General features: G+C 36.7%; 31 protein-coding genes. 13 read left to right on the top strand and 18 right to left on the bottom strand.

Annotated elements, in window-relative coordinates; genetic code table 11:
• Positions 1-220: 220 nt before the first annotated feature.
• Both SOI84_RS02820 and SOI84_RS02825 read right to left on the bottom strand, forming a co-directional pair.
• Entirely contained in the window at positions 221-427 is a 207-nt protein-coding gene (locus SOI84_RS02820) for a hypothetical protein (RefSeq protein WP_320674901.1), read from the bottom strand.
• Between the two features lie 341 nt (positions 428-768).
• Entirely contained in the window at positions 769-1,893 is a 1,125-nt protein-coding gene (locus tag SOI84_RS02825; RefSeq protein ID WP_320674902.1) for a tetratricopeptide repeat protein, read from the bottom strand.
• 240 nt (positions 1,894-2,133) lie between these two features.
• On the opposite strand from SOI84_RS02825, the gene SOI84_RS02830 reads away from it, so the two are divergent.
• From SOI84_RS02830 to SOI84_RS02845, 4 genes are all read left to right on the top strand, one after another.
• On the top strand, positions 2,134-2,346 hold the full coding sequence (locus SOI84_RS02830) for a hypothetical protein (protein WP_320674903.1): 213 nt from the start codon (positions 2,134-2,136) through the stop codon (positions 2,344-2,346).
• 36 nt (positions 2,347-2,382) lie between these two features.
• Positions 2,383-3,102 (top strand): dienelactone hydrolase family protein, encoded by a 720-nt coding sequence (locus SOI84_RS02835; RefSeq protein WP_320674904.1) that lies wholly within the window; start codon positions 2,383-2,385, stop codon positions 3,100-3,102.
• Positions 3,103-3,142: 40 nt separating this feature from the next.
• Positions 3,143-3,760: a DUF938 domain-containing protein gene (locus tag SOI84_RS02840; protein WP_320674905.1), complete on the top strand. Its 618-nt coding sequence runs from the start codon at positions 3,143-3,145 to the stop codon at positions 3,758-3,760.
• Between the two features lie 170 nt (positions 3,761-3,930).
• Complete coding sequence (locus SOI84_RS02845; RefSeq protein WP_320674906.1) at positions 3,931-4,230, top strand: hypothetical protein; 300 nt, start codon at positions 3,931-3,933, stop codon at positions 4,228-4,230.
• 233 nt (positions 4,231-4,463) lie between these two features.
• Here the strand turns inward: SOI84_RS02845 and SOI84_RS02850 are convergent, their stop codons facing one another.
• Both SOI84_RS02850 and SOI84_RS02855 read right to left on the bottom strand, forming a co-directional pair.
• A complete protein-coding gene (locus tag SOI84_RS02850; RefSeq protein WP_320674907.1) occupies positions 4,464-4,781 on the bottom strand; it encodes a DUF3303 domain-containing protein in 318 nt (105 codons plus the stop codon).
• 73 nt (positions 4,782-4,854) lie between these two features.
• Complete coding sequence (locus SOI84_RS02855; protein WP_320674908.1) at positions 4,855-5,766, bottom strand: OsmC family protein; 912 nt, start codon at positions 5,764-5,766, stop codon at positions 4,855-4,857.
• 423 nt (positions 5,767-6,189) lie between these two features.
• On the opposite strand from SOI84_RS02855, the gene SOI84_RS02860 reads away from it, so the two are divergent.
• Positions 6,190-6,483, top strand: coding sequence for a hypothetical protein (locus tag SOI84_RS02860; RefSeq protein WP_320674909.1), 294 nt, complete (start codon positions 6,190-6,192; stop codon positions 6,481-6,483).
• Between the two features lie 162 nt (positions 6,484-6,645).
• On the opposite strand, the gene SOI84_RS02865 is transcribed toward SOI84_RS02860, so the two are convergent.
• The 4 genes from SOI84_RS02865 to SOI84_RS02880 all read right to left on the bottom strand — a co-directional run bounded on the left by SOI84_RS02865 (position 6,646) and on the right by SOI84_RS02880 (position 8,397).
• On the bottom strand, positions 6,646-6,858 hold the full coding sequence (locus SOI84_RS02865) for a virion host shutoff-like protein (protein WP_320674910.1): 213 nt from the start codon (positions 6,856-6,858) through the stop codon (positions 6,646-6,648).
• Complete coding sequence (locus SOI84_RS02870; protein ID WP_320674911.1) at positions 6,855-7,085, bottom strand: hypothetical protein; 231 nt, start codon at positions 7,083-7,085, stop codon at positions 6,855-6,857. The genes SOI84_RS02865 and SOI84_RS02870 overlap by 4 nt, the downstream gene beginning before the upstream one ends.
• An 82-nt stretch (positions 7,086-7,167) precedes the next feature.
• Complete coding sequence (locus SOI84_RS02875; protein ID WP_320674912.1) at positions 7,168-7,560, bottom strand: hypothetical protein; 393 nt, start codon at positions 7,558-7,560, stop codon at positions 7,168-7,170.
• Positions 7,561-8,226: 666 nt separating this feature from the next.
• Positions 8,227-8,397 carry a hypothetical protein gene (locus tag SOI84_RS02880; protein ID WP_320674913.1) on the bottom strand — a complete coding sequence of 57 codons (171 nt, stop codon included), beginning with the start codon at positions 8,395-8,397 and terminating at the stop codon, positions 8,227-8,229.
• A gap of 304 nt (positions 8,398-8,701) precedes the next feature.
• On the opposite strand from SOI84_RS02880, the gene SOI84_RS02885 reads away from it, so the two are divergent.
• Positions 8,702-9,277, top strand: a complete 576-nt coding sequence (locus SOI84_RS02885; RefSeq protein ID WP_320674914.1) for a rhomboid family intramembrane serine protease — start codon at positions 8,702-8,704, stop codon at positions 9,275-9,277.
• Here SOI84_RS02885 and SOI84_RS02890 read toward each other — a convergent pair.
• From SOI84_RS02890 to SOI84_RS02905, 4 genes are all read right to left on the bottom strand, one after another.
• Positions 9,274-9,492 (bottom strand): hypothetical protein, encoded by a 219-nt coding sequence (locus SOI84_RS02890; protein ID WP_320674915.1) that lies wholly within the window; start codon positions 9,490-9,492, stop codon positions 9,274-9,276. The genes SOI84_RS02885 and SOI84_RS02890 overlap by 4 nt on opposite strands.
• The gene (locus SOI84_RS02895) at positions 9,489-9,683 is read right to left on the bottom strand and encodes a hypothetical protein (protein ID WP_320674916.1); all 195 of its coding nucleotides are present in this window, start codon (positions 9,681-9,683) and stop codon (positions 9,489-9,491) included. The genes SOI84_RS02890 and SOI84_RS02895 overlap by 4 nt, the downstream gene beginning before the upstream one ends.
• Positions 9,684-9,851: 168 nt before the next feature.
• Positions 9,852-10,103: a TIGR02450 family Trp-rich protein gene (locus SOI84_RS02900; protein ID WP_320674917.1), complete on the bottom strand. Its 252-nt coding sequence runs from the start codon at positions 10,101-10,103 to the stop codon at positions 9,852-9,854.
• A gap of 992 nt (positions 10,104-11,095) precedes the next feature.
• On the bottom strand, positions 11,096-12,124 hold the full coding sequence (locus tag SOI84_RS02905) for a hypothetical protein (protein WP_320674918.1): 1,029 nt from the start codon (positions 12,122-12,124) through the stop codon (positions 11,096-11,098).
• A 189-nt stretch (positions 12,125-12,313) separates the two neighbouring features.
• Between SOI84_RS02905 and SOI84_RS02910 the strand changes: the two genes are divergently transcribed.
• Positions 12,314-13,801: a PQQ-dependent sugar dehydrogenase gene (locus tag SOI84_RS02910; protein ID WP_320674919.1), complete on the top strand. Its 1,488-nt coding sequence runs from the start codon at positions 12,314-12,316 to the stop codon at positions 13,799-13,801.
• 59 nt (positions 13,802-13,860) lie between these two features.
• Here the strand turns inward: SOI84_RS02910 and SOI84_RS02915 are convergent, their stop codons facing one another.
• Positions 13,861-14,961, bottom strand: a complete 1,101-nt coding sequence (locus SOI84_RS02915; RefSeq protein ID WP_320674920.1) for a hypothetical protein — start codon at positions 14,959-14,961, stop codon at positions 13,861-13,863.
• Between the two features lie 479 nt (positions 14,962-15,440).
• Here SOI84_RS02915 and SOI84_RS02920 point away from each other — a divergent pair, with 479 nt between their 5' ends.
• From SOI84_RS02920 to SOI84_RS02930, 3 genes are all read left to right on the top strand, one after another.
• Positions 15,441-15,614: a hypothetical protein gene (locus tag SOI84_RS02920; RefSeq protein ID WP_320674921.1), complete on the top strand. Its 174-nt coding sequence runs from the start codon at positions 15,441-15,443 to the stop codon at positions 15,612-15,614.
• A gap of 191 nt (positions 15,615-15,805) precedes the next feature.
• Positions 15,806-15,949 carry a hypothetical protein gene (locus SOI84_RS02925; RefSeq protein ID WP_320674922.1) on the top strand — a complete coding sequence of 48 codons (144 nt, stop codon included), beginning with the start codon at positions 15,806-15,808 and terminating at the stop codon, positions 15,947-15,949.
• A gap of 15 nt (positions 15,950-15,964) precedes the next feature.
• The gene (locus SOI84_RS02930; protein ID WP_320674923.1) at positions 15,965-16,528 is read left to right on the top strand and encodes a dienelactone hydrolase family protein; all 564 of its coding nucleotides are present in this window, start codon (positions 15,965-15,967) and stop codon (positions 16,526-16,528) included.
• 14 nt (positions 16,529-16,542) lie between these two features.
• Here SOI84_RS02930 and SOI84_RS02935 read toward each other — a convergent pair whose 3' ends face one another.
• The 4 genes from SOI84_RS02935 to SOI84_RS02950 all read right to left on the bottom strand — a co-directional run bounded on the left by SOI84_RS02935 (position 16,543) and on the right by SOI84_RS02950 (position 20,453).
• A complete protein-coding gene (locus tag SOI84_RS02935) occupies positions 16,543-17,946 on the bottom strand; it encodes an MBOAT family O-acyltransferase (RefSeq protein ID WP_320674924.1) in 1,404 nt (467 codons plus the stop codon).
• Between the two features lie 30 nt (positions 17,947-17,976).
• Complete coding sequence (locus SOI84_RS02940) at positions 17,977-18,840, bottom strand: SGNH/GDSL hydrolase family protein (protein WP_320674925.1); 864 nt, start codon at positions 18,838-18,840, stop codon at positions 17,977-17,979.
• A gap of 271 nt (positions 18,841-19,111) precedes the next feature.
• On the bottom strand, positions 19,112-20,290 hold the full coding sequence (locus SOI84_RS02945) for a hypothetical protein (protein ID WP_320674926.1): 1,179 nt from the start codon (positions 20,288-20,290) through the stop codon (positions 19,112-19,114).
• A 1-nt stretch (position 20,291) separates the two neighbouring features.
• Positions 20,292-20,453, bottom strand: coding sequence for a DUF5989 family protein (locus tag SOI84_RS02950; protein ID WP_320674927.1), 162 nt, complete (start codon positions 20,451-20,453; stop codon positions 20,292-20,294).
• A gap of 328 nt (positions 20,454-20,781) precedes the next feature.
• Here SOI84_RS02950 and SOI84_RS02955 point away from each other — a divergent pair, with 328 nt between their 5' ends.
• From SOI84_RS02955 to SOI84_RS02965, 3 genes are all read left to right on the top strand, one after another.
• Positions 20,782-21,540, top strand: coding sequence for a polysaccharide deacetylase family protein (locus SOI84_RS02955; protein ID WP_320674928.1), 759 nt, complete (start codon positions 20,782-20,784; stop codon positions 21,538-21,540).
• Positions 21,541-22,053: 513 nt separating this feature from the next.
• A complete protein-coding gene (locus SOI84_RS02960; RefSeq protein WP_320674929.1) occupies positions 22,054-22,335 on the top strand; it encodes a galactose oxidase in 282 nt (93 codons plus the stop codon).
• Complete coding sequence (locus tag SOI84_RS02965) at positions 22,317-22,583, top strand: DUF1651 domain-containing protein (RefSeq protein ID WP_320674930.1); 267 nt, start codon at positions 22,317-22,319, stop codon at positions 22,581-22,583. Before SOI84_RS02960 ends, SOI84_RS02965 begins: the two co-directional genes overlap by 19 nt.
• A gap of 17 nt (positions 22,584-22,600) precedes the next feature.
• On the opposite strand, the gene SOI84_RS02970 is transcribed toward SOI84_RS02965, so the two are convergent.
• Positions 22,601-22,789: a hypothetical protein gene (locus tag SOI84_RS02970; RefSeq protein WP_320674931.1), complete on the bottom strand. Its 189-nt coding sequence runs from the start codon at positions 22,787-22,789 to the stop codon at positions 22,601-22,603.
• Between the last annotated feature and the right edge of the window lie 22 nt (positions 22,790-22,811).

A 22,811-nucleotide genomic window follows, 5' to 3' on the forward strand; every position in this document is an offset into this window, starting at 1 on the left:
TGAGGCCTAGTTTCCTCGTTAACTCTCTAGATTGTCTTTATTATCCTGCAGAATCTCCTCGAGAAGGCGTGCTACTACTGAGCCTCTGGACTGTAGACCCCATTCGCTTTTCAATCTTTCTAGTTTAGGAATTAGTGATTTGGGAAGGTCCATGGAGACTCTGATGCTGTCCTTTTTGGATGCACTTTGAAATGAGTTCGACATTTTTTCATTCATTGCTTTAGCTATTCACATTAGAGAAACCTTCTTCTTCTTCTTCTTCTTCTTCTTCTTCTTCTTCTTCTAGAGCTTTCAGAATGTTTAATAGTTCAATTGTTTCGTTAACATATTTTAAAACCCTAATAGGTAAATTTTCTGTTGATAGTTTAAACCTCTTCCCGATCCTTTTCTTTTTACTTTTGTCATCATAAGAATTTGATTTATTCATAATTTAAGGTGCTACTAACGAATAGATAAGGATGGGAAAGTGAAGCCAAGCTCTTTTATCTAGTTCCTTCTCTATCCAACTGATTCCAAAGATTCAGATTATTGTTCGAGTGTTGTTTTGACTTTGCTGGAAAAATTTATTTGGCTTAAATTTCTTGATATGAAACTAATTAATTATCAGCCTAGAAAAAGCGCCCTTTTAGGAGTGCTATAGGGCTCTTGCTTTGTTTAAGAATTGAGATCCTTAAATCGAATATCCCGTTGATCTAAAAGAAACAACTTAATTATATATAAGATGTAAATTCAACAATTGGGAACAAGTCCTGGTCATCCCTATAACTCTTAGTAACCAATATAATCCAGCAATGAGATTGCTCTGAGCGTTTTAATTTTCTTGGTTCCTTTGCCGAACTTGACTAATTGAGTTTCACACAATTGATTCAACTCATCATTCCATCTGAGATTATGTAGAGTCAAAAGCTTGTCGGCAATTTGTTTATTTATTTTCCCATCACTGTCTGCATAGGATAAAACAATTAGGCAGAAATCATAGCGATTATAATCCTTTTTAGATACAAATCTTTCTAGATATTTTAGCTTTCTCTCTTCATCTCTAATTAGAGAATTAACTTCTACATGCTTTTTAAGCTTAATCTTTTCCACCTGTTCATAATCATATTCATTCTCAAACCAGTTTTTGTATTCATCTGTATTTTCATGAAGTAATAATTTTTCAGACGTATTTAATTCTGATAATGCATCATGAGTTGTAAGATCTTTGAGCCTATCTCTAGAAAAAAAGTAGGCTGCACTAGCTTCTCCTAACTCCATAGCATAAGCCCAGTCTAAGTATGCATTTGCTTTGTCTTCTATTCTCCTATATGCAAATCCTCTTCCCATATATCCTGAAACATATGTTTGATCTGTTTCCTTTAGAGTAGTATTATTATTAATGAAATTTGTATAGCTTATAATTGCATTTTGGTTGTCTCTACTATCAATTAGTGTATCAGCTAGATTCAAGTAACTGATTGTTCTCTCTGGAGCCATATTTATGGATTTTCGGAAGTCATCTTGCGCCTTTTTAAATTCTTCTAGTGCCCCAAAAGAACATCCTCTATTGTTATAATAAAGAGCAATATCTGGAGAAATATCAATAGCTTTGTCATAATTTTCAATTGCCTTTTGATGGTTATTTAACAATTGATAGCAAAACCCTAGATTGAAATAACTTGCATGATCTGTATTATCCAATGTGATATTTTCTTCTAATTTCTTTATTGTCTCATCTAACAATTCATTGCCTATGATTCCTCTCTCTATTCCATTTATTTGCTTTATAGATTGTATTGCATCATATAAATACTTGACCGATTCCTTGAATAATCTGTTTTTATTAAATGAAAAGCAAATGACGTTATTGTAAGTGATTTTTATTTCGCATGATGATTTTTTAAGCTTGGACATCTCATTGGGTAGTAGTTCAATAATTTCTAGTTCTGGAGATGAATATCTGATTCCACCTCTCCTGATTAGGGGAAGACCTTGCCGGTCAGATCCCTAAATCGAATGCCGCGCTCCATCGATGCTTCCAGCATTGATTCACTGCTCCATTGTGCATACGCAGCGTTATGCACTTGAACGGTGTGCCCCATAAATGCAGCCATTTCCGTATCAGAAAGCTTGTAGACCTGATGCCCTCGTTTTATGAAAAAAGCCACCGCTGCAACGGTGGCTGAGGCAAAAAGTAATGGCCCCAGCTTACCGAGAGAACTCTCGATTGAAATAGTTATTTGGCAACTTCGCATTGCGAGAGCTAAGGCACATCCAGATCACTACCTGCCTTGGTGTCAATTCTCCATTCAATCAGGAGGCGGGCGACCGTTATGGGTTTATGGCGTTAAGACTTTTTCTACATAGGGTGTGTAGTGAGTTCAGTAGTTTGTGTTCTGACTAATGGCAGGAAGATGGGTAGTAATCGATGGTGGTCAAGTTCCCTTGCGCTGCTGGTGGGGCAACCCAAATAAAGGTAATCAAAATGTTGTATTGATTTTGCCTGAGGTCTTTGGAATTAATAGCTGGGTTCGCTCTGTTGTTGATCGATTAGAGGAGAAAGGTATCGCTTCTTTGGCGATGCCTCTTTTTGCTCGTACAGCTCCAGAATTGGATCTTGGCTATAGCGAAGGCGATTTGATTGAAGGACGACGACACAAAGAACTCACTACTACTGAGCAGATTCTTGCCGATGCTTCTGCAGCAATTGCTTGGTTAAAACAGCAAAATCAACAATCAAAGATCACGGTCGTTGGATTTTGTTTTGGTGGTCATGCTGCACTGATTACTTCAACACTCCCAACAGTCAGCTCCACTTTTGACTTTTATGGTGCAGGCGTGAGTATCAGTCGGCCTGGTGGTGGTTCGCCCAGCTTGGAATTACTCCCAACTGTTTCAGGAGAATTGACTTGTCTATGTGGCACCTCTGATCCTCTAATTCCCCTATCTGATCGAACCTCAATACAAGAAGCCTTGAGGAAAGAAGATCCAGAAGGGAGCCGAATGACCTATATCGAAGTTGAGTCTGCCGATCACGGATTTATGTGTGAGCAACGCTCAAGTTTTAATGCCGAGGCTTCTGAACTTGGTTGGGGTTTACTTCTAGAGAAGCTGAATGCTTAGTTAGGAGATCAGGCTTAAATGATTCTTACTAGATGCACCAATGGACGAAAGAATCTTTTTTCCGGCAACTGAACGAAACAGAGGCCCCATAGGAGAGGTCCTTTCGAAAATCCTTCCTTCAAATGGATTTGTTCTAGAAATAGCTAGTGGTAGTGGAGAGCATGGAGTGACATTTCAAGAACGCTTTCCCAACATTCATTGGCAAACAAGTGATCCGGATCCCTCCTATAGAAAAAGTATTAGCGCGTGGATTAAGCATCAAGCATTGATTGCCAAGATGCCCCAACCATTAGATCTGGATGTTCAAAAAAGACCTTGGCCCCTAACTCACGAATTTCGATCGTCTCTTAAAGCCATCGTCTGTATCAATATGATCCATATATCTCCATGGGGTTGTACACAAGCGTTGTTTGAAGAATCTGGGAACCTCTTAAAGGAGGATCAATGGTTGATGTTATATGGACCTTTCAAAAGGAATGGTGAACACACTAATGAAAGCAATGCGCGATTTGACCAGTCACTAAAGGTACAAAACCCAACTTGGGGTGTTCGGGATTTAGATGTGGTCAGTGAAGTAGGAATAAAGAACGGATTTGAGAACCATGATGTTTTTGAAATGCCTGCCAATAACCTGTCTGTCATTTTTCAGAAGCGATAGAGACAATAGAGCTGGTTATGGGTCCTTCGTAGAGCTTTGTTCAAGAGGGGTATTCGAATCTCAATTTTTAACTAGCGTGCTTTTTTTGATTGAGAATCAGCGAACAAAAATCGATCATTTTACCACCAACATCCAAGTCATACCAAGCATTTTTACTATCAACAACAACAATGCTTTGCACTCCAACTGAAGCTGCTTACTATCTCAACTACAAGAGTCCAGCAACGTTATATAGGCTCATTAGAGATGGGCTATTGGATGACTACATCGAGTATGTAGAAGGCGTCCTGTATTTGGAGATGGGAAGTAGAGGTCAGCGACCAACACTGGAAAAACGAGTTAGATCACTCATTAATTTCAAAGGTGAGCATGAAATGTTTATGTTCGACCCAAAAGAAGAGGTTTCACTGCAAAGAGTTCGAGACAAGTTTGAGCAAACAAGAGCAGCAAAGTTAAGCAGCCATAGTTAATCCCTAATCACTCTTAAAACCGTTAAATACTGACGTTTTGCAGACGTGAGAATACCAATCCATTCTCATTATTTGAAATTCAGCGCCTAGGAAAATCCCGAGCCTTCGGATGACCCACGATGAAAGATCTAGGAAGGACCCAGACATTAAAAAGGGACCTGAGTTGGCCCCCTTGAAAGTCGACTGTCAATCTCTTGAAGACTAGCTACTTAGGACGCATTGGTTATCTCACTTCATTCGACAGATGCTGCAACAGAAACTCCTGGCCACATAGAGGCAAATTCTGCATCTGATACAACAGCTTTGACCTCAAACTGGATGCCGTACTCCTTGATCCAAGGTCCAAGATGAGCCCAGACTTTGCCGATATCAGTAGCTATTGCTATTGCAACACCGCTGCCGCTGATGGGTTCGCAAACTCGATACTTCAGCTCAAAGCCATCGAACTTGTCTCCAGGAGCACCAGAGTTGATGTAGTCGGCGAAGCATGGAGAAGAAGACCATGCACCTTCAACTGTTGGAAACTCCCACGCGATTAGATGGTGCTGCATTATCAATTCAGGTTGCTCTTAGCTTGATAGCAATACTTTCTCTCTTTGAATACGCATCTTGAAAACTAAATATCTAACCGACTTTTGGAGCAGCGTTTCTTTTACAAAAAACATTAGCTTTGCTAGCACGACCTACTTTCAATCTTCTGATTCTTCCATCATCCCAAATCCAATAAACAGGCTCAGCTGCTTTTGCATTACGCAAATCAGCCCTATCTCGCAAACTGACAGGAATAAATTCCTTACTTGGATCAAAATTCTTATCTCTTACTGCTTGGTTCAATACCATGCTGCCCTCTGTTCCTGAAACAGATTGGTGATAAGTCCCAATAGGTATTTGAAGAGCACCCATTTTTGGATTGAGGTAAATCACGTGATGAGGCTCATCCCATGCAGGGTTGAGGAGAGTAAAAGTGCGACTTCCTTCTAAAACTAAGTTGTGATCAATCTGATGGTAATGAACGTAATACTGCTCAAATTCATTGTCGTTAGGAGGAGAAATTGCAGCTCCGTGATGAATTACCACATCAGCTCCATTAGAGCCGTTGACTCCTGCATCAAAGAACGTGACTTGAGGAGTTTCACGAAAGACATTAGTAGCGACAAAATTCAGAGAAGTCTTTTTTTTCTTTTTTGATTGATTCCACTTGACTTTGATTTTTATTGAGTCATTTAAATTTCTCAAAACAGGACAGTCCTTCGTGGCCTTTTGAAGGACCTTTAATTGATCAGCTCCTAAATTAGTTGGCATATCAATTTGAAGTAATAAAGATCTAATCTTGCGAGGACCTTGAGTTGTCATCTTCTTATCAATTGCAATTGTTATTTCATCTAATTTCCAACCTTTTTCTTTGGCAGTGATTCCCATCACTGTAAGGAAACAAGTCCCTACAGCTGTAGCTAATAAATCAGTAGGAGCAAAATTCTCTCCTTTACCTGCATGGTCAATAGGTGCATCGGTCCTAAGAGTTTCTCCAGACTGCACATGCTTAGCTTCTGAATGCAAATCTCCTAGATATCGACAAATAATCCTGTCTACACTTCGTAGAGCTTACAAGAGGATTTTGTGGGATGAAGTTTGCATTCCTCTTCCCAAAATTTAAGTTGCTTTTCATCCGGCAAATTGTAAGAGAAATCATGGATGCGATCAAGATCTCTCAGTACATTTTCTATTACAGTAAAAGGAGTTCTTAATTTCATAATTCTCCTGTTCGGCTGATTCATTTATAACACATTTGCGTGAATTAAATATAGGGTTCTTACGAAAGTATTTATGCTTTACGGTTCTCACTCACTAAAGTGTTATTAACCGAATCAGGTGATATTTACCGTATAGATTTCTTCGGTTTACATCATTAGTTCTTGCTGAAACTTGGTGCAGAATAATGGTGTTCCCGCATAAAACATCATGTACACATCCTTATTCGATGCAGTTTTTGCTGACTCATTCTTTTCTCCAATGAGGACTGTTTATGTGGTCTCTGACAGCCAACTAGAGGAGATCAAGCTTAAGCAACGGCAGGAGGAACTCGACAATCTTGAAGCTTCCCGCAAGAGACTGGAAAAGACCTATCAATCTCGCATCAAAATCATTGATGAGCGAGAGCATGAGCTTCAAGAAGAACTCAAAGCGTTAGCCCCAGGAGAAAAAACCCCTGAACTCTCTACTGAAGAGACTGAAAAGTGTGATGTTAAGGATTAAGCCGTTCGGCTAGCTGAGTGATGGGGATCACTAATGACGTCTAGAGAGCCCTAAGAGGGTCCCTTTTTCTTGCAATTTCAGATTTACAAATTTCAAAAAGCAGAAAAAGTCGACTGAGGAAGAATAGAAATGATTAAGGCTTTGATCTCGAAGGAAGAAAACTCAATCGTCATAAACCTTGCAATGAGAATTGGTTGGATGCTCTTCGCATTCTTCATCCCAAAAATCTAAATTTGGCTCTTGGTTATTTACCTCTAATTCGAGACCACATTCCTTAATAGGCACATCAACATCATCGATCGTACAAACGATGTTATCTAGTGGTTTGTTCTTCATTGCATCCCCAAGGATGTCGAATGTTGTAGTTAGTTTCATTGGAAACCTCCTTTGCATGCAACTGCAAATTCATGCCAGAACTCCCGGGCACCTAGAAAAGCCAAGCATCCAAGAGAAACACCAACAGCTATTGGGAGAATAGATTCAATTAAGTTGAGTCCTTCTTGATAGTTCATTACAGACCTCCTGAGGAAGTTTTGCGAGGGGCTTGCGACCAAAGCCCCCCTAAAGCCAGTCAGAGCATTAACCTTGTATTTATTGCCCATCTAGGCTCTACTTAATTTTTAATTGTTAATAGCAACAATGTCTATGGTGCTATTACTAAAGTACTTACACTCAATAATCTATTCATGGAAGCCAAGAACTTGCAGGCAGTGGCATAGAAGATATGCCTTCTTGATCTTTAAGAGAGGGATCCTTTAAATCACAAGCCAAATCACATTCGGTCAATTCTGGGTTAGCGAGTCGATCGAGAATTCTTGTCATGTCCACTGCGGAAAGTTCACCTTCACTGCTCCACTTCAATGTGGTTTTCCTTTGAGGAGAAACCTTATTAGAAACTTCCGTAATCAAACTATTTTTATCTTCCAAATCATCCAAGTATGCCTTAGCAGAATGTAAGTCACTTGAATACACACAGCGGCCTCTTGAGCATGATCGAAAGATCCGACCAGTATCACCTCTAAAACAAGTAATTGACCCGCCTTTAGGGCTAATCAATAAGGGATTTGTCGTAATCATTTTTTTGCCTCCTCTTTAAGATGAACCTCTATACATTGAGTGACACATTGGATACCATCATCACCTAAAGAGCAGGCAGTAATGCATTCAAAATAGTCATCAATGGCATCGTGTTCGATGTTAATATCTTGCATCTCATAAGGTATTCTTGTAAGCATGACTTGCACCTCCTTAAGATTGAAGCAGAACCTATCATAAAAAATTGTATTTTAGAAATTTAGTAACAAAATATGCAGTGATTAGGTAATCCTTACCAGCAAATATGACTTAATAAAGTTTTAAGATTTAACCTTATCTGGGCTATTAAATATAGTCTGAAGTGTCGTATACAAATAACAAAAACCGACCTTCCTTTTGAAGCAAAGAGGTCGGTTTAATGTGCATATTTTTAGAAGTTTCTTGCTCTTGATCGCCTGGGGCCAAGTTTCTAGGTGTAAGGCTGATAAAACTCAATTAAGGGCACCTAAAACGATGCATAAGAGTGTCATTAATGCTTAGGAAAGCATCTACGACCAGCCCACTTATAAAATGAGAATGTTGGAGCAGGGACCAGAAGTCAATTCGCTTCTATTTGATACTCAGGCGGAGTGTCGATCATTTATCCCTCCGTGTGTCAGTGAAATAATTATGTATCAACCGTTACAAAACTGCAATCCGCCTTAATGCCTATTTCTTCTCCAGTTCCTCTTGGTAGTAGGCCGTGAGTTTTTTGATGTGCTCAGGGCTAAGGCAACTAATCCTTGAAGTTGCTGGTATTTCTAGAAGCGTGCAAACAGCCAGCAAGTCATCAGTACCAACTTTGAGCTGCTCAGCTAGCTCTAAAACTCTGATCGTCATGCGGCTAAATGGCTGAGCAACTTATAACGAGGCATATTTCTAAGTAGTCCTGCGTTTTTTGGCAGTATTCCTTTTCGCATAGAGGTCAGCTGTCCCATCTGGAATGAACCTGGCGTAGCTCATGAGGTGAGTATCCAAGGTGTGACACATCACATCAGCAATTTGCTTAGCAGCTCTAAAGGTTCCATCTCACAACCACCCTTTTGAGAAGAACCTGTTAAACGATTTCTGTTCAGAGAAAACCATGGAAGACTAGAAGCTTTCGTAGCGCAAGCTGCTCGAATGGAAAATACCGAGAAGAGATTTGACTAATCACAACTTAGAAATGAACAGTGCTAGTAAATCATTGCGATTCTTAGTTCCTTTGTTCTTGATTGGAATCGCTTGGGTTCAGGAGCTAATTGATCAGGTCTGGCTTGGTGGGAATTGGAACCTTCTAATGGGAGGTGGGTATCCATGGTGGGGACTGTTTACTGCTCCTTTCAGTCACAGCGGATTTAGTCATTTGCTCTCAAACACACTTTTGTTTCTCCCTTTGAGTTGGTTAGTTCTTTCAAAAGGACTACGTGATTACATCTCCGTGTGGGCGTGTGTTTTATTTGTCGAAATATTCCAAGTGTTCTTTTGGGCTACTCCAGCACATGGGATGTCAGGAGTGGTGTTCGGCCTCCTTGGATACTTGTTGATTATTGGTTTTTTAGAAAAACATTTTCTTGCAATTGTCCTCACCGTGATTTGTTTTGGAATGTATGGCCACTTCCTTCCATCTTTGCTGCCATGGAATGTGCCCCAAGGTATTAGCTGGATAGGACATTTCAGTGGATTTATAGGTGGACTATTAGGGGCTCTGGGTATTTATAGAGAACCTGAAAAGGTTTAGTTCGCATCAGGATTGTTTCTTTTGAGCTTTCTCGCTTTGCTATGGCAACTATCAGGCGACAAACGGTTTCTTATCGCTTCCATGAAGTCGTAAATAAATTCGTCAGGGCATTCAAGCTCCTCTTGTAATTCGTTGAGTTCATCAATGAAGAACTCAGAAACACGAGAAATAGGCCCAGTATTTTGTTCCTTTGTTGGCTTCCACTGCTCACTCATTTGGATGGTTTCTTTAGACCGAACATTTCTGCCATCTTGCCAGTTAAAGCAAAGTATCCAATAGCCCCAACAAACAATCCAAAAGCAATCATATTGGGAACAATCCCTCCAATAATCTGTGCCTCCCCAAAACCTAGGAAGGTAATCACAACAAATACTCTCGCCCAGTTATCAGCAAAAATCATTGTCATCTGACTTCTAGAAGATTTTAAACGGATACCTAAAGTCCACCGAGTGTCTTGGGAGCACTAGGTCGCAGGTTCGAATCCTGTCGCCCCGACTGGTTTCTCACGAGTTGCATAACCTAGCGGAGGACGAAAAGAGGACAATTTCGTCTAGCGTTTTCTATTGACTTTCTTCTAGGAAGTCAGTGATATCTTCGGTTTTGCCACTGCGTCCTCATCTTTCGGTAGCTGTAACCAACCACTAGTCCACTTGGTGTGAGTCTTCAATTCGTCCCAAGAAACTTTGATTCGAAGTTCTTTTTTATTGACTGGAAATAGCTCTACCCATCGCTCAGATCCTTTTCCTCCGAACTGTTTCACCTCGAAGTGGCGATAGCCTTCTCGCTTGCTTGCAGATGTCCATGCTTGATTAGGAGGCCATCTCATTTGCCGGAAATTTTTTGGAATTGTTGGAACTTTCTGAATTGAGCGATCATTGGGATTGCCTCCCCATAGAGTATTTTAAAAATTGGAGATTCACTTTTTCTTTATCGTCATAAGGCTTGAAATTAAGAATCGATATATAGGCTTTCCTGGGATATGGGCTGGATACAAGCAGAACTCGTAATTATCAAGAAAGAACTATCTCATTGATCGCACAGCACTTGGATTTAGCTCCGTATGTAAACTTTGGCCTCTAATGACAAAATTTCATAGAATCATAATACTGAACACAATTTTTTCAATTTTACTTTTTGAGCTGACAACTGCATTTTTTTTTAGAGGTGAAATCCTATGAATTTTCCCAGAGTATCTAAAGACTACTGACACACCCTTTGGTGCATGGTCCTTTTTTATTCAAGGTTTACCTGAGAGTTCTAATTGATTGGTGCTGGATCAGGAAACTTAAAGACAAAGTAATTAACTTTGGTGTGTAAACTTGCCATCAAAAGGTAGGATAAGAGGTAAAATTAATGAAATGGGGGTTTAAAAGAAAAATGAGTCTTTATCGAATCAGTTTTTTGGTGATTATATTTTCATGTTGTTCATGTTCCAATTTTCTGACACCAGATCAGAAAACCTCAAGAAATCATGAAGATTCTCAGGAGTTAAAATTTTTATCTGAGATTAACCAAATTAAAAAAGATTTTGATACAGGTACTACCCAGAAGGCCTGTAGTTTATACGAGAAACTTATAAAGAACCCATATTTCTATGGTCAAATTTCCAGTGAAATGAAAGAATCTTTGCAAGGGTTTGAAAACAAATGTGGTAAAAAGGTTTTTTTGATCACGACACCCTAATTTATATGTGACATATTTGCAAACAGTTTATTTAGATTAGTAAAGTAATAGATAGATAAGAATATGGGCAAAAACTAAATAAAAGAAAATTAGGTATAAAGATTAATTAGGGTAATGTTATAGTAAATAAAAAGTTTAACGTAAATTAGTATTCATTTTATTTATAAGCGATTTAGCAAAGAATCTAAATGATTCACCCCTAGGATGACTAGCTAAATCTCCAGGGGCAAAATAATCTTCACAAAATTGCTTTTTACAGACTCCTTCTGCTTTTGGATCGATATAGATTAAAGAGATATTAGCGAATTTCTTTTCGACGTCTTTAAGAACATCAGACACAATATGCTTGAGATTGACGGTATATTCGCCTGTATAGTGTTGATAGTGTGGATGAGTAACAAGGAAAATATCTTTAACATTATTATCAACAAGTGATTGAATATATGATCTTAGACGATTCTTAAAATGATTGATAACTTCTAAATTTTGATTTCTTATTGGATCTTGAATTTCAGAAAAAGTTGGAGCCATCATTCCTGGTATGAATCTTGTTCCAAGTTTAGTAAGTATGAACTCAATCCCTGACCTACTTCTTATCAATTGGATGGGTCTGACTTTAGCAAACCTTCCACTAGTCTGAAGTAACTTTCTATAATTATAATACTCGTCTGCTATATCAGTATGGTCGACAAATGCTACAACTTTCTCAAAGTTATTACCCCGTTGGATTAGATATCCGAACTGGGCTTCCATAAGGCTGGGAGAGAAGGAAGTCGTACCTCCATTAATTATCTCATATCCTGAATTGAAGAAATCCTTAAATTGATTAATGACATTTCTGTCCAGGAGTTCCATCCAGGAATCTCCTTGAATTAAAAGACGCCGTTTCGTATTATTTTTATTAGTTGAACACTCGCCCCAACAAGAGGCGATAAAAATCGAATTCTTATCAAGATTTTTAGGTTTCTGAAATGGATATAAAAACCTAGTTTTTGGCTCCCTAGAATGGTTTACATATTTAAGATACTCAACAAGGATAGGGTTAACTGCTCGTCTATTTAGAAATATTCTGCTTCGTAGTGCAAGTAGGAATTGACCACCAACCTCAAGCATTAACACAACAATAACAAAATTAATAAAAATTAGAGATCTGTTAATCCTCATAATAAAAGTTGCTTAGAAAAATTTGCAAGGAACATGTCGAAATAAGAGGAGACTTTTTATTGGGATAAACTTGAACGTGTTAATTCATGCATAAAAGGCATTGGAACCATCAAAAGTTAAAGTAACTTGTATAAGTCACTCAATCTCTCTAAAATAGCTTATATTTGACAAATCTTATTTTTCTACTCAATGAAAAGGGTTTTTTCACGAATTATCCTTATTCCCACATTAATCATCGGACTTGGTTATGTATCTAAGATTACTTTAAGTTTCTTAAGCAGTGAAAGGTCAAATAACGAACAATTAATACGTGATATTAAAAAAATCCTTCCAGAAGACACAATATCAAAGATAAATAAATATTTGCTTCCTTATAGAGAAATAGACGTCTTACGAAGACAAGAGCGGAAACTCCTCGTTGCACAGGAAGTATTAAAGATCCTTGAGCCTTCATCAATAGAAAACGATATAAGAATTAAGGAATCATTAGTCGATTTAGAATTCCTAAAGGCGACATCAGGTGTACCAATTTTGGATAATAACTTAACCCTGTATAAATACAAACCTAATAGCATCTCTCTTATGAGAGGAATTTCTAATATCATACCTGGCAGTGCATACTTAGATCAATATAAAAATAATATCTTTTTGCTTTCCTCAAATGGTGTTTTAGGATATACAAAATATAACGATTCAAAACTTAGGTTTAAACAAATTAAGAACAACCTGGAAGATTATTTTGGACGTAAGCAAATTGAAAAATCGAATACCTTTTCAATGAAAGATCTATTGGTATTTGATGGGAAAATATATATATCTTTCACTAACGAACACAAAGAGGACTGTTGGAATACGAGTCTAGTTTATGCCGATTTAGACCTAAGAGAGGTTAATTTCAAACCATTATTTATGCCAGATGAATGTGTAAGCTCTAAAAATAAAAACTTTAAATTCACAGCTCATCAATCAGCAGGTCGAATAGTTGGTTTGAACTCTGATGAAATTCTTTTTTCTACTGGCGAATTTAGGAGTAGAAATCTAGCTCAAGATAAAGAAAGTGCTATGGGTAAAATACTAAGAATTAATCTTAACAGCAATGAATTCTCTGCAGTGGCAATCGGAATCAGGAATGCTCAAGGTTTATATTACGATAAGAATAACCAAATCATAATTTTCACAGAACATGGACCAAAAGGTGGAGACGAAATAAACCTATTAAGCTACTTAGATATAGAAAAAGAAGAAACTCAAAATTATGGTTGGGCCATATCTTCATATGGTGAGCATTATGGGAAAGGAGATAGAGTTACGGAAAAGCGATGGGCTTCAAAAGGCACAAACCCTTATGATAAATACCCACTATACAAATCACACAAGAAGTATGGATTTATAGAACCTCTTAAATATTTCATTCCTAGTATTGGTATTTCAGAGATCATTCCAGTGAACACCAAAAATAAAATATATGCGCATGCATCATTGGTTGATGAATCATTATACTTTTTCAAGCTCGATGATCAAAATCGTTTAAGTAAGAGTATTCGTATACAAATTAATGAACGTATTCGAGATATGATTAATTATAAAAATAAAATTCTGTTGTTTCTAGAAGATACTGGCTCTATTGGGCTAGTTGATCTCAACGAATTAGATCAACCGATTGATAGACTCTTTTAACATTACTCCCCAATGCTAACTAATATAATTCTAGTCCAAATATAATTTATAATTACTTGTTAAAATTTGAATCTTGCATTTAAACCAAACCCGAATTCATCTTTATTTATTAAAGAGTTACCCTCCTTCTTTACGAAGAGGATAGGGTTGATCATGATAGTATCCGTTAGGTTATAGTTATACCAAACCTCATACGCAATGTTTTCGTTAATATCATATGTACCAAAACCGATCCCAATAGTAGAGTCCTTATTTGTTTTATTGAGGGCTAATAACCAATTTATAATTTCTTGGCCATTATCCTGATTTTTTAACTCTATTGATGCACTTAATGATGGGAGCTTTTCGGGACTTATATAAACTCCTAATCCTAAAGCATCAAATTCATCAGTCTTGTTAAAGGTAACTGTCCCGCCAAAACTTTCTGCACTATAACCAACCTGATAAATAAGGCTGTCTTTCCCTTCCTCAGTTAGAATCCCCTCACTAGAGTTATTTGCATTTTCTGATGTAAGTTTAAGGCTCGAATTGTATCCATTATCTGATAGATAGGATATGACAAATGCGGCACCATTCCCTGCATCTGTAGAATAATTACTACCATCAAGTATTGCTATTCTTTCGTTATATGCACTAGAAGTACCTGCGAGACCTTCATAACCAAACATTTTTGGCCCCACGCTCACACGAATATTTTTATCCACTGGAAAAGTGTAGTAAAGACTTGTAATCTGCAGTTCTTGGCCCCTAGAGCTTTGAAGATCCAACCCTAATGAACTTTCTAATGCATTACCTACTTCAAGCTTTGTAATTAATAAATCCTTGCCAGTTATACTGGATGATAGCTTTAACTTATACTCATATGTTGAATGAGCGGCTTCACCTTTAACCCCATTTCGTACGGCCCCGGAAACAAAGTTTAAGTTGCCATTGATTTTTGTAGTAGGTGAAAATTTTGCAGCCTCTAATCTTGTTCTAATCTCGTTATTTTCTCTTTGATCTGTTCTTAACTGATAACCACCTTTACTTGATAGTTTCCTTCTTTTGTATAAATCTTCTGGATATTTATATATGCTGTAATTGTGAAACTCATTGGCATGTATTGTTGCATAATTACAGATGGTAAGACCTAATGTGATTAAGACCCTTAATGAGCGCATAAGGCTTGTCCGTTTTTATATGAATTGAATTGTGTGTGAAATATTTTTTGTGCATCGACCAGTCGAGATTTTCACGTCAGCAAAACAACTTAGTCGGCAACCTGATTGTTTAGAGGTAAAAGCGTTGCTCAGTAAATTTAGGCTTTTCGTAAGCAAGCTTTCAAAAAAAGTTAATTCCAAGATTAATATACCTCATAAAAGTTCAATGTCATATACCGTAAAAAGTATGTATGAGTTTAAGGTTTTAACGCGAGTCTTTGATTTACAAAGTTGGTCTGATGATGCTATATAAATTAGAGTGGGTTGCCAAATTTTACCTATGTGATAAAGCTCATTCACTACTTGTCCTATTACTGTCATTCGACGGTACATAGACCAAACCATATCTAATGGAAGCCTTGGTAAGGCAGGTAAGTTTATGAACTAGCTTAGTTAGCTCAAAGGGCTTATATGGCTAGGTAATTTACTAAAGAGAAAAAATGATTGGGATCATTGGAGTTTGTTTGTGTGTTTTGTGGCTTTTGGGACATGCAGGTTTCACCTTTTGGGTAGGAGGCTTTGAACCAGGCAGCCCAACAGCAAACCTTTTTGTAGTTGCAGATTCATTGGTTTCGATCTCATTGGCTTTTTTTATTTTCAATCAAAAACCTTAACCACTTTCATTTGCTTTATAAAGTAAACATCTCGTCCATCCTCATTTGGCCAGATACCAGCTCATAGACCCAAAACTTTTTTGATTACACTGTATTGCGTGCCTTTTCCATCTTGCAACATCTAGATTTATCGCATTCGACTTTTCTTTTCCTACCTAAAGTATGCATTAAGGACCATCCTTTTTTGATATATGGCAGGGAATTGGGTTTTAGTCGAAAATGCTCAAGTTCCATTGCGTTGTTGGTGGAATACCCCTGACCAGGATAGTCCTGGTTCTCCCAGAGGTTTTTGGAAAAAACAGTTGGGTAAAAAGTGTTGTCGATTGATTAGCTGAAATGGATTTAATTGATTGGCAATACCTCTTTCTGCGCGAACTGCTCAAGAATTGGAACTTGGCTATAGCGAAGAAGATTTAGTGGAAGGAAGACGACACAAAGAACTCACTACCACCGAGCAAATTCTTACCGATGTGTCTGCCGCTATTGAATGGTTAAAACTGAAAAGCCAACAATCAAAAATCACGGGCATTGGCTTTTGTTTTGGTGGTCACGCTGCATTGATTACTTCAACACATCCTGCTGTCAGCTCCACTTTTAACTTTTATGGCGCAGGAGTTAATGGCTGTCGTCCGGGTGGTTGTCCACCCAGTCTGGAATTACTGCCAACTATCTCCGGAGAATTGACTTGTTTATGTGGTAGCGAGGATCCACTGATATCAACGTCCGATCGGAGAGCGATCAAAGAAGCATTGAAAAAAGAGGATCCAGAAGGGAGCCGACTAAAATATAACGAGATTGAATCTGCAGATCACGGATTCATGTGTGAACAACGTTCAAGTTTTAATGCTCTTCCATCTGAATTTGATAGGCGTCTTCTTCTGGATAGTCTGAACAGTTTTAAATGTGGTAAGTGATAGACAATCTGTATTTAGAAATCAAAGTAAATAAATCTACCAGAAGAACCATGGCTAAGAGATAGGCAAAGAATGAGAAGAGAAAGTAGCAAAGGATATTTGACTTCAGGGGGTGTTTTGCGCATAAAGAATACTGCTTTCGACCAATCATCTAGATGATGAGTAACAAAGAAAGTAAAAACTAAGATAATAATAGGTAAATTCTGAGCAACAAATAAAGTAAGATCGTTGTATGACGTTGATGAGATAGTGAACAGTCCTGAATAGATATTAATTGCATTATGTATTGATGTTGATCTAAATAATACCCAGGAAAATGAAACTATATGGAAGGTAAGAAATATCCTTAATGGTGTAGATATTCTGAAACTTTTAAGTGAGAATATTTTTAATAAATGGGTAATTGTTAGCCCTAAACCATGGAATATGCCCCAAAGAAGGAAAGTCCAATTTGCTCCATGCCATATTCCACCTACTATCATAGTAAACAAAAGATTCCTAGATTGGATTATGTTAGTAACTCTATTTCCTCCCAAGGGGATATAAATATAATCTCTAAGCCAATTAGAAAGGGTAATGTGCCATCTTCGCCAAAAATCAGCTAGATCATAAGATATATATGGCTTCTTAAAGTTAACTGGTAATTTTACACCTAAAAGCAATGATACACCTACTGCCATGTCAATATAACCACTAAAATCACAATAAATTTGTACTGAAAAGCCATATATACAAAGGAGTGTATCTTGAAAAGATGGAATAGAAGTAGCTGAATATATTTTGTCAACATAAATAGCAATCTGATCAGCAAAGACCAGTTTTTTAATGAAACCTAATGTAAAAATTCCTAGTGAAGATTGAAATCTTCTAGAAGTTAGTCTTGCTTTTGAATTCCTTATAAGCTGAGGAATAAGTTGATCTGATCGTAAAATTGGGCCTGCAATTAACTGGGGGAAGAATAGAATATATGAGGCAAATGTAGTCAAACTAACTTTATATTTTATGCGATTATTATAGGAATCTACTACAAAGGCAATTAGGGTAAAGGTGATGAAAGATATTCCTAAAGGAATTGGGTATGGGTTAGTTTGAATATCTGTTCCAAGAAGGGGTGAAATTATCTCTAGGAGAATAAAATTACTATATTTGTAGACAAGTAATGGTAAACATAATAATGCAATAACAAGAAATAAAAGTTTCTTTTTATTTGTAGGGGCAGTAACTTGAATTGCGTTATAACCAGCATATGCTATGGCTATTAAGCAAAACGGAATCCATATAAGCGCTGGTTTCCACCAAGCATAAAAAATAGAACTTCCTATTATTATTAGAAGATTACGGTATCTAACTGGTAAAAGATAATGAAGAAAGACATAAGGTATCAAAAAGAATATAAAAGTTAAAGAACTAAAAAGCATAGTAAAAAAATCTAGAAGCAGAAAATAAGGTTAATAAGAGGTGATTAATGGGTATATAGTTTCAGCAAGTAGTTTATGTCCTAAACGATTAGGATGAGGATCACCTTGCATGGCATATAGTTTGTTAAATTCAATACCTCTAAATACAGGTAAAGAATCTACAAATATAATTGAATGCTTCTTGCTCATTTGACGAATAATATCATGGATATAACTAAACTTATAGTCAACTAGATTATGAATATCCGGTGTCATTAATAAATAAAGTCTAATATTATTTTGTTTAGCATAAGAAGAAAGCTTCTTTATACTGGCCTTCATTTTCATAAGTCCAACTGATTCATCTGAATATACTCTCCTATAATGGTCTTCCAAAGAGTTTTCTCCAGTTTGATTAAATAATCTTTGCTGTAAAATCCATAGCGTGAGAGCCAATTGGCTATTACTTAGAATTGGATTTGGTTTAGTCGCTAAAAGGTTCTCAGCATCACGCAAGAAATAGTTTATAACAATATCGGTTGGCTTTAAGGGTATTAAATCTTTAAAAAACCGCCGTGTATACCTAGCAGCATTATAGTTTCCTACTCCTGCATTTAAAACTTGCACATCTTTTGTATTGCCTTGTTTAAGCATTAAATCTAACTGGCGAGTCATTGTTGATTCTTCCTCAACACCCCAACCCAAAGTGATCGAACCTCCTAAAAATAATATTCTACGTCCATCAAATTGCTCTTCAATAAAGGCTCCTCTCATTCCATAGTTATTTAATCTGATATCTACATTCTGCAATTTCGCTGATTTTGACCTTTCATGTTCGAAATCTAACAAGTCATCGTCACTTCGCTTTTTAAGGGTATTTGAATAGCGCCACATCTCTACATCGTAATTATTCATTGGTGAGTTTTTAATTCGTATGGCGACCTCACATACCCCTAAGCACGAGAATATTGAAAAACTCAATAAAGCTAGCGACGAAATCCTGTCTCGAAAATTTATTGATTTATTTTTCATAACATCTTCAAAGATTTAATAAGAAAAAAACAGGTAAAAATCTGGTCAATAAATGGCTCTCGCTTTTACGCATAAAAGTGAGGCACAGTTAAAAGAATTCCCTCTATCTAATATAACATATTTAATTATATGATTACTTGTTTATATAGAAAGCCTACGGATCGGATATTAACCTTGTTATCTCTTCAGCAAGAATCGAATGCCCATATTCATTGAAATGGCCGTCATGTCTAAAATTAAAATAAACACTATTTAAGGCATAGTCTTTTTCAAATACAGGCTTCATATCAAGAACTCTGAAACCAAACTTCTTAGCTTGCTTAATAAAGTAATTTCGTTGAGAGTATGGAGATTCCTTGTATTGATGATCATGATAAATATAGTCTCTTATAGAATCTACGAGAAAAATGATGTTAGTCTTTTTTACTCGGTTTTTAGAAAAACTAACCATTTCACCAAGAAATCTATCTACACCTTTTTTTGCATCTGAAACCTTATTTTTATTATAGTCTTCTAGAGTATCTGAAGGAGTTGTAATAGTATTTTCAGTACAAGTTGATCCAAGAAACAAACAAAAAGGATATTTTAAAGCCATACTTGCTATTGGCATGTTGTACGCTAGGTACCTAGCGGTTGAGCTATTGCGAAGCACAAATCGTCTCAAAGCGATTTTAAAATTAGATGTATAAGGGTAAAAATCAAAACCTGATTTACTTCGCTTAAAATAGGTCCCTATCTTAATATCTTTATATTCAGGGTAGGATTCATAAAAATCATTACCAGCAATATAAAAAACAAAAATTGTATTATCTGATTGTAGGCTTGAAACAGCGAATCTAAAGTCAGTAAAGTATTGTGCAGCGGCATTTCCACCTGAAGCCAACAAAGTTGATAATACTGGTTTATTGATTCTTTCAACATATTTTTTTTGATTTAACAAACCATGAAAAGACTTTTCATTAGGAACATGTACTGCCTCTACGTAAGAATCTCCGATAGAGATTATCTTTAATACATTATCCGCAGAATTAGATAAGTCTGAAAAATCAACATTAGAAAACATTCCTATATCGTTTGAAGCTTTAAAAGCAGAAATCTCATGTGGTGGCATTGTTCCTTTTGTAAGCAATCCAGATCTATAAGGTATCCGTCGAAGAACACAAGAAAGATTTACTGATTGTTCAATATTCTCACAATTTAGAGGAAGCTGCAGAGGAAGGGAAGCTGAAGCATGTAGAATTCTTGTTATACCTTCCAGGCCCAAAAAAGAAACACTTAAGCCAGCAAATGCAGCTAAAATATTTTTAAAGCCATTTTTAATATTTATATTCATGTCAGAAAATGGAATATATAAATGGTGCAACGACAGATCCTTGAGTAACGATTAACAACGCTGCCATTAAAACAAGAGTAGCAATGATAGGCGCAAGCCAATATTTTTTTCTTACTTTTAAGAAGTCCCAAATGTCATTAATTAAATCTGTAAATTCGTTCATTGATAATTAATTTGCATCTTCTTATATTAGCATACAGGCAAAATAGCTGATCGTTAAGAAAGATGGTTATATTTTTACTCAGCTCGAAGCTTATAATTTCCTTCTAAAGAAGCCTCTTATATCTTAGGAAGAACTTCCAGTTGATAATTGGGATTTAATTTAGCTATTTTCGAATAATTCATGAAAGATTCCATAACTATGGATGCAATACGATTGTAGGCATAATACAATTCTACGTAAATAATTAGGGTTAAATGAACTCTCCATTAGAAAAAATGTATAATCATAGTGGATTTCGCTTCTAGGCCACTCAAACTAGTCAATTGCAATGAACATAAAACAAAAAAGATTCATAACAAAAGTTTATAAGCTTAGAAACATCAACAGAAACGATGATCAACCTTTCCGAACTTTAATGTACCATTCAATTAAAAAGCTAGAAAAGAAAACAGTTACTTCTCAATGGGAATTGGATCTAAATTTATTCATAGATCATATGAATTATCTTAAAGAGAGAGAAGATATCAAGATAAAAAAAATATCGGCATTAGAGTCTTTAGACATAAGTAAAGGGATTGCAATTACATTTGATGATGGGTTAAGAGATATATATGAAAATGCTGCACCAATTCTACTAGAAATGAAAATACCATTCACAATATTTGTAATAACAAACTTTATCAAATCGAAAAAAAGTAATTACATTGACGAAGTAATGTTAAGGGAATTAGCATCTAGTTCATTGGTTACTATAGGTTCGCACTCAATGAATCACGTTAGGCTAACAGAAATTAGCACAGATTCGGTAAAGAAAGAAATTAACTCTAGTAAGAAATATCTTGAGGACATCCTAAGCAAAGAAATTACAAGTTTCTCTTACCCATATGGTAAATACAACTCATTTATTCAATCAAATGTCAAAAAGGCTGGTTATAAAATTGCATTCTCGAGTGATTTTAATAAAAATTCTAATCGCGAAGACAAATACTGTTTAAGCAGAACAGAGATATGGAACAATGATTCACTGAATCAATTTATTGATAAAATAAATGGTAATTGGGATTGGTTAAAGTACAGAAACATATGATTTTTTATTAAAATAATTTCTAAGTCTTTGTTGAACAGTCATCTTTTCTTCTCAATAAATCTATTATCGAAGGTACGCTTATCATTAACTGAATTTTCCTAAATCAAGTTTTTTTCTAAATGAGATTTCAAATCCAGTTTTTTGTATTAATTAATAGCTCCTAAAGAGTCTCATTTAAAATGTCATTGGCTTAGTGTTACTTGCCTGAGAAGCAAGGCAAGCATCCGTAGGTTGAGTGCGTCTACGCAAGGGCAATCTTGAGTAGAACATTTTGTTTTTGCTAATTTGACCTAGGGATTTTCAACTCGTCATCAAAACTTATACGCCTACCTCGTTAATAGCCTTCTGATATTTATTTCAAAAGTCAACGAATCAATTACTTGACAAACACTCTACATCCTTGCTAGTACATATGTACTGCTATACATCAATGGCTCCCGCCTCCTCGCCTTATGCCTTATTTCAGGCGTCTGCATGGAGTTCTTCCATAGCAGACCCTATAGGAACAGGCCAATGTCTCCGTACCGCACCCAAAAAGTACTGCAAAAGAAAAGCTATCCAAAAGAAGAGGTTTGGGAATACCTCGAAGAAGGTTCTCTCAAGAAATCACGTTCAGCTTGTGTTTGCATGACATGCCAGCACTTTGGTTATTCATGCGACAAACATTGCAGAACTCTTCTTACATGCCGCATCCGTGAACGCCTGATCCCTCATGGAGAACATCTAAATAGCAGGTGTCCTCTTTGGATGCGACGTACAGAGGAAAAAATCAGTTGGTGTCCAGAGGCGACGTAGTCATGCATCCACAAGGCTGGTTAATGGATCCGAATAGGCGCTGGTTGCTTCTTTTCCATAAAGACCCAATCTGTTCGGGAAAGTGGCCAAAGATTTATATGGACAAGTGGAGTGCCTCTGACAAAGGCACTCCAAAAACCCTCAAAAACCGTAGAAAAGTTGAGTTAGAGCCTGCATTAGAGACATGGGATGAACTCATTCAAAACGGTTGGAAACAAATCAATGAACAATTTGGAGAAGCAGCATGAGTAAAAAAGAGCTTGCACTACGAATTACTAGAGCGATGTATAAAGATCGTCGCAGTCTGGATAACTTCAACGCTTATCAAGCCAGTAAGAGCTACTTTTAAATCTGAAACTGAGAGACTTAATAGATATTGCAAGGCAGTACGGCATAGCCGTTCACTAGCAGAAAGGTATTTAATCTCAGCAACATTTAGTTGGTAATTGAACAAGGTCTACTGCGTTTGCTAGGTG

The organism is Prochlorococcus sp. MIT 1341 (assembly GCF_034092415.1).
Taxonomy (GTDB): domain Bacteria; phylum Cyanobacteriota; class Cyanobacteriia; order PCC-6307; family Cyanobiaceae; genus AG-363-P08.

Bases quoted from the DNA above. Each gene is read 5' to 3' on its own strand.
- SOI84_RS02820 (WP_320674901.1), bottom strand. From the start codon at position 427: ATGAATAAATCAAATTCTTATGATGACAAAAGTAAAAAGAAAAGGATC.
- SOI84_RS02825 (WP_320674902.1), bottom strand. From the start codon at position 1,893: ATGTCCAAGCTTAAAAAATCATCATGCGAAATAAAAATCACTTACAAT.
- SOI84_RS02830 (WP_320674903.1), top strand. From the start codon at position 2,134: ATGAAAAAAGCCACCGCTGCAACGGTGGCTGAGGCAAAAAGTAATGGC.
- SOI84_RS02835 (WP_320674904.1), top strand. From the start codon at position 2,383: ATGGCAGGAAGATGGGTAGTAATCGATGGTGGTCAAGTTCCCTTGCGC.
- SOI84_RS02840 (WP_320674905.1), top strand. From the start codon at position 3,143: ATGGACGAAAGAATCTTTTTTCCGGCAACTGAACGAAACAGAGGCCCC.
- SOI84_RS02845 (WP_320674906.1), top strand. From the start codon at position 3,931: ATGCTTTGCACTCCAACTGAAGCTGCTTACTATCTCAACTACAAGAGT.
- SOI84_RS02850 (WP_320674907.1), bottom strand. From the start codon at position 4,781: ATGCAGCACCATCTAATCGCGTGGGAGTTTCCAACAGTTGAAGGTGCA.
- SOI84_RS02860 (WP_320674909.1), top strand. From the start codon at position 6,190: ATGTACACATCCTTATTCGATGCAGTTTTTGCTGACTCATTCTTTTCT.
- SOI84_RS02865 (WP_320674910.1), bottom strand. From the start codon at position 6,858: ATGAAACTAACTACAACATTCGACATCCTTGGGGATGCAATGAAGAAC.
- SOI84_RS02870 (WP_320674911.1), bottom strand. From the start codon at position 7,085: ATGGGCAATAAATACAAGGTTAATGCTCTGACTGGCTTTAGGGGGGCT.
- SOI84_RS02875 (WP_320674912.1), bottom strand. From the start codon at position 7,560: ATGATTACGACAAATCCCTTATTGATTAGCCCTAAAGGCGGGTCAATT.
- SOI84_RS02880 (WP_320674913.1), bottom strand. From the start codon at position 8,397: ATGACGATCAGAGTTTTAGAGCTAGCTGAGCAGCTCAAAGTTGGTACT.
- SOI84_RS02890 (WP_320674915.1), bottom strand. From the start codon at position 9,492: ATGAGTGAGCAGTGGAAGCCAACAAAGGAACAAAATACTGGGCCTATT.
- SOI84_RS02895 (WP_320674916.1), bottom strand. From the start codon at position 9,683: ATGACAATGATTTTTGCTGATAACTGGGCGAGAGTATTTGTTGTGATT.
- SOI84_RS02900 (WP_320674917.1), bottom strand. From the start codon at position 10,103: ATGAGATGGCCTCCTAATCAAGCATGGACATCTGCAAGCAAGCGAGAA.
- SOI84_RS02905 (WP_320674918.1), bottom strand. From the start codon at position 12,124: ATGAGGATTAACAGATCTCTAATTTTTATTAATTTTGTTATTGTTGTG.
- SOI84_RS02910 (WP_320674919.1), top strand. From the start codon at position 12,314: ATGAAAAGGGTTTTTTCACGAATTATCCTTATTCCCACATTAATCATC.
- SOI84_RS02915 (WP_320674920.1), bottom strand. From the start codon at position 14,961: ATGCGCTCATTAAGGGTCTTAATCACATTAGGTCTTACCATCTGTAAT.
- SOI84_RS02920 (WP_320674921.1), top strand. From the start codon at position 15,441: ATGATTGGGATCATTGGAGTTTGTTTGTGTGTTTTGTGGCTTTTGGGA.
- SOI84_RS02925 (WP_320674922.1), top strand. From the start codon at position 15,806: ATGGCAGGGAATTGGGTTTTAGTCGAAAATGCTCAAGTTCCATTGCGT.
- SOI84_RS02935 (WP_320674924.1), bottom strand. From the start codon at position 17,946: ATGCTTTTTAGTTCTTTAACTTTTATATTCTTTTTGATACCTTATGTC.
- SOI84_RS02940 (WP_320674925.1), bottom strand. From the start codon at position 18,840: ATGAATAATTACGATGTAGAGATGTGGCGCTATTCAAATACCCTTAAA.
- SOI84_RS02945 (WP_320674926.1), bottom strand. From the start codon at position 20,290: ATGAATATAAATATTAAAAATGGCTTTAAAAATATTTTAGCTGCATTT.
- SOI84_RS02950 (WP_320674927.1), bottom strand. From the start codon at position 20,453: ATGAACGAATTTACAGATTTAATTAATGACATTTGGGACTTCTTAAAA.
- SOI84_RS02955 (WP_320674928.1), top strand. From the start codon at position 20,782: ATGAACATAAAACAAAAAAGATTCATAACAAAAGTTTATAAGCTTAGA.
- SOI84_RS02960 (WP_320674929.1), top strand. From the start codon at position 22,054: ATGTCTCCGTACCGCACCCAAAAAGTACTGCAAAAGAAAAGCTATCCA.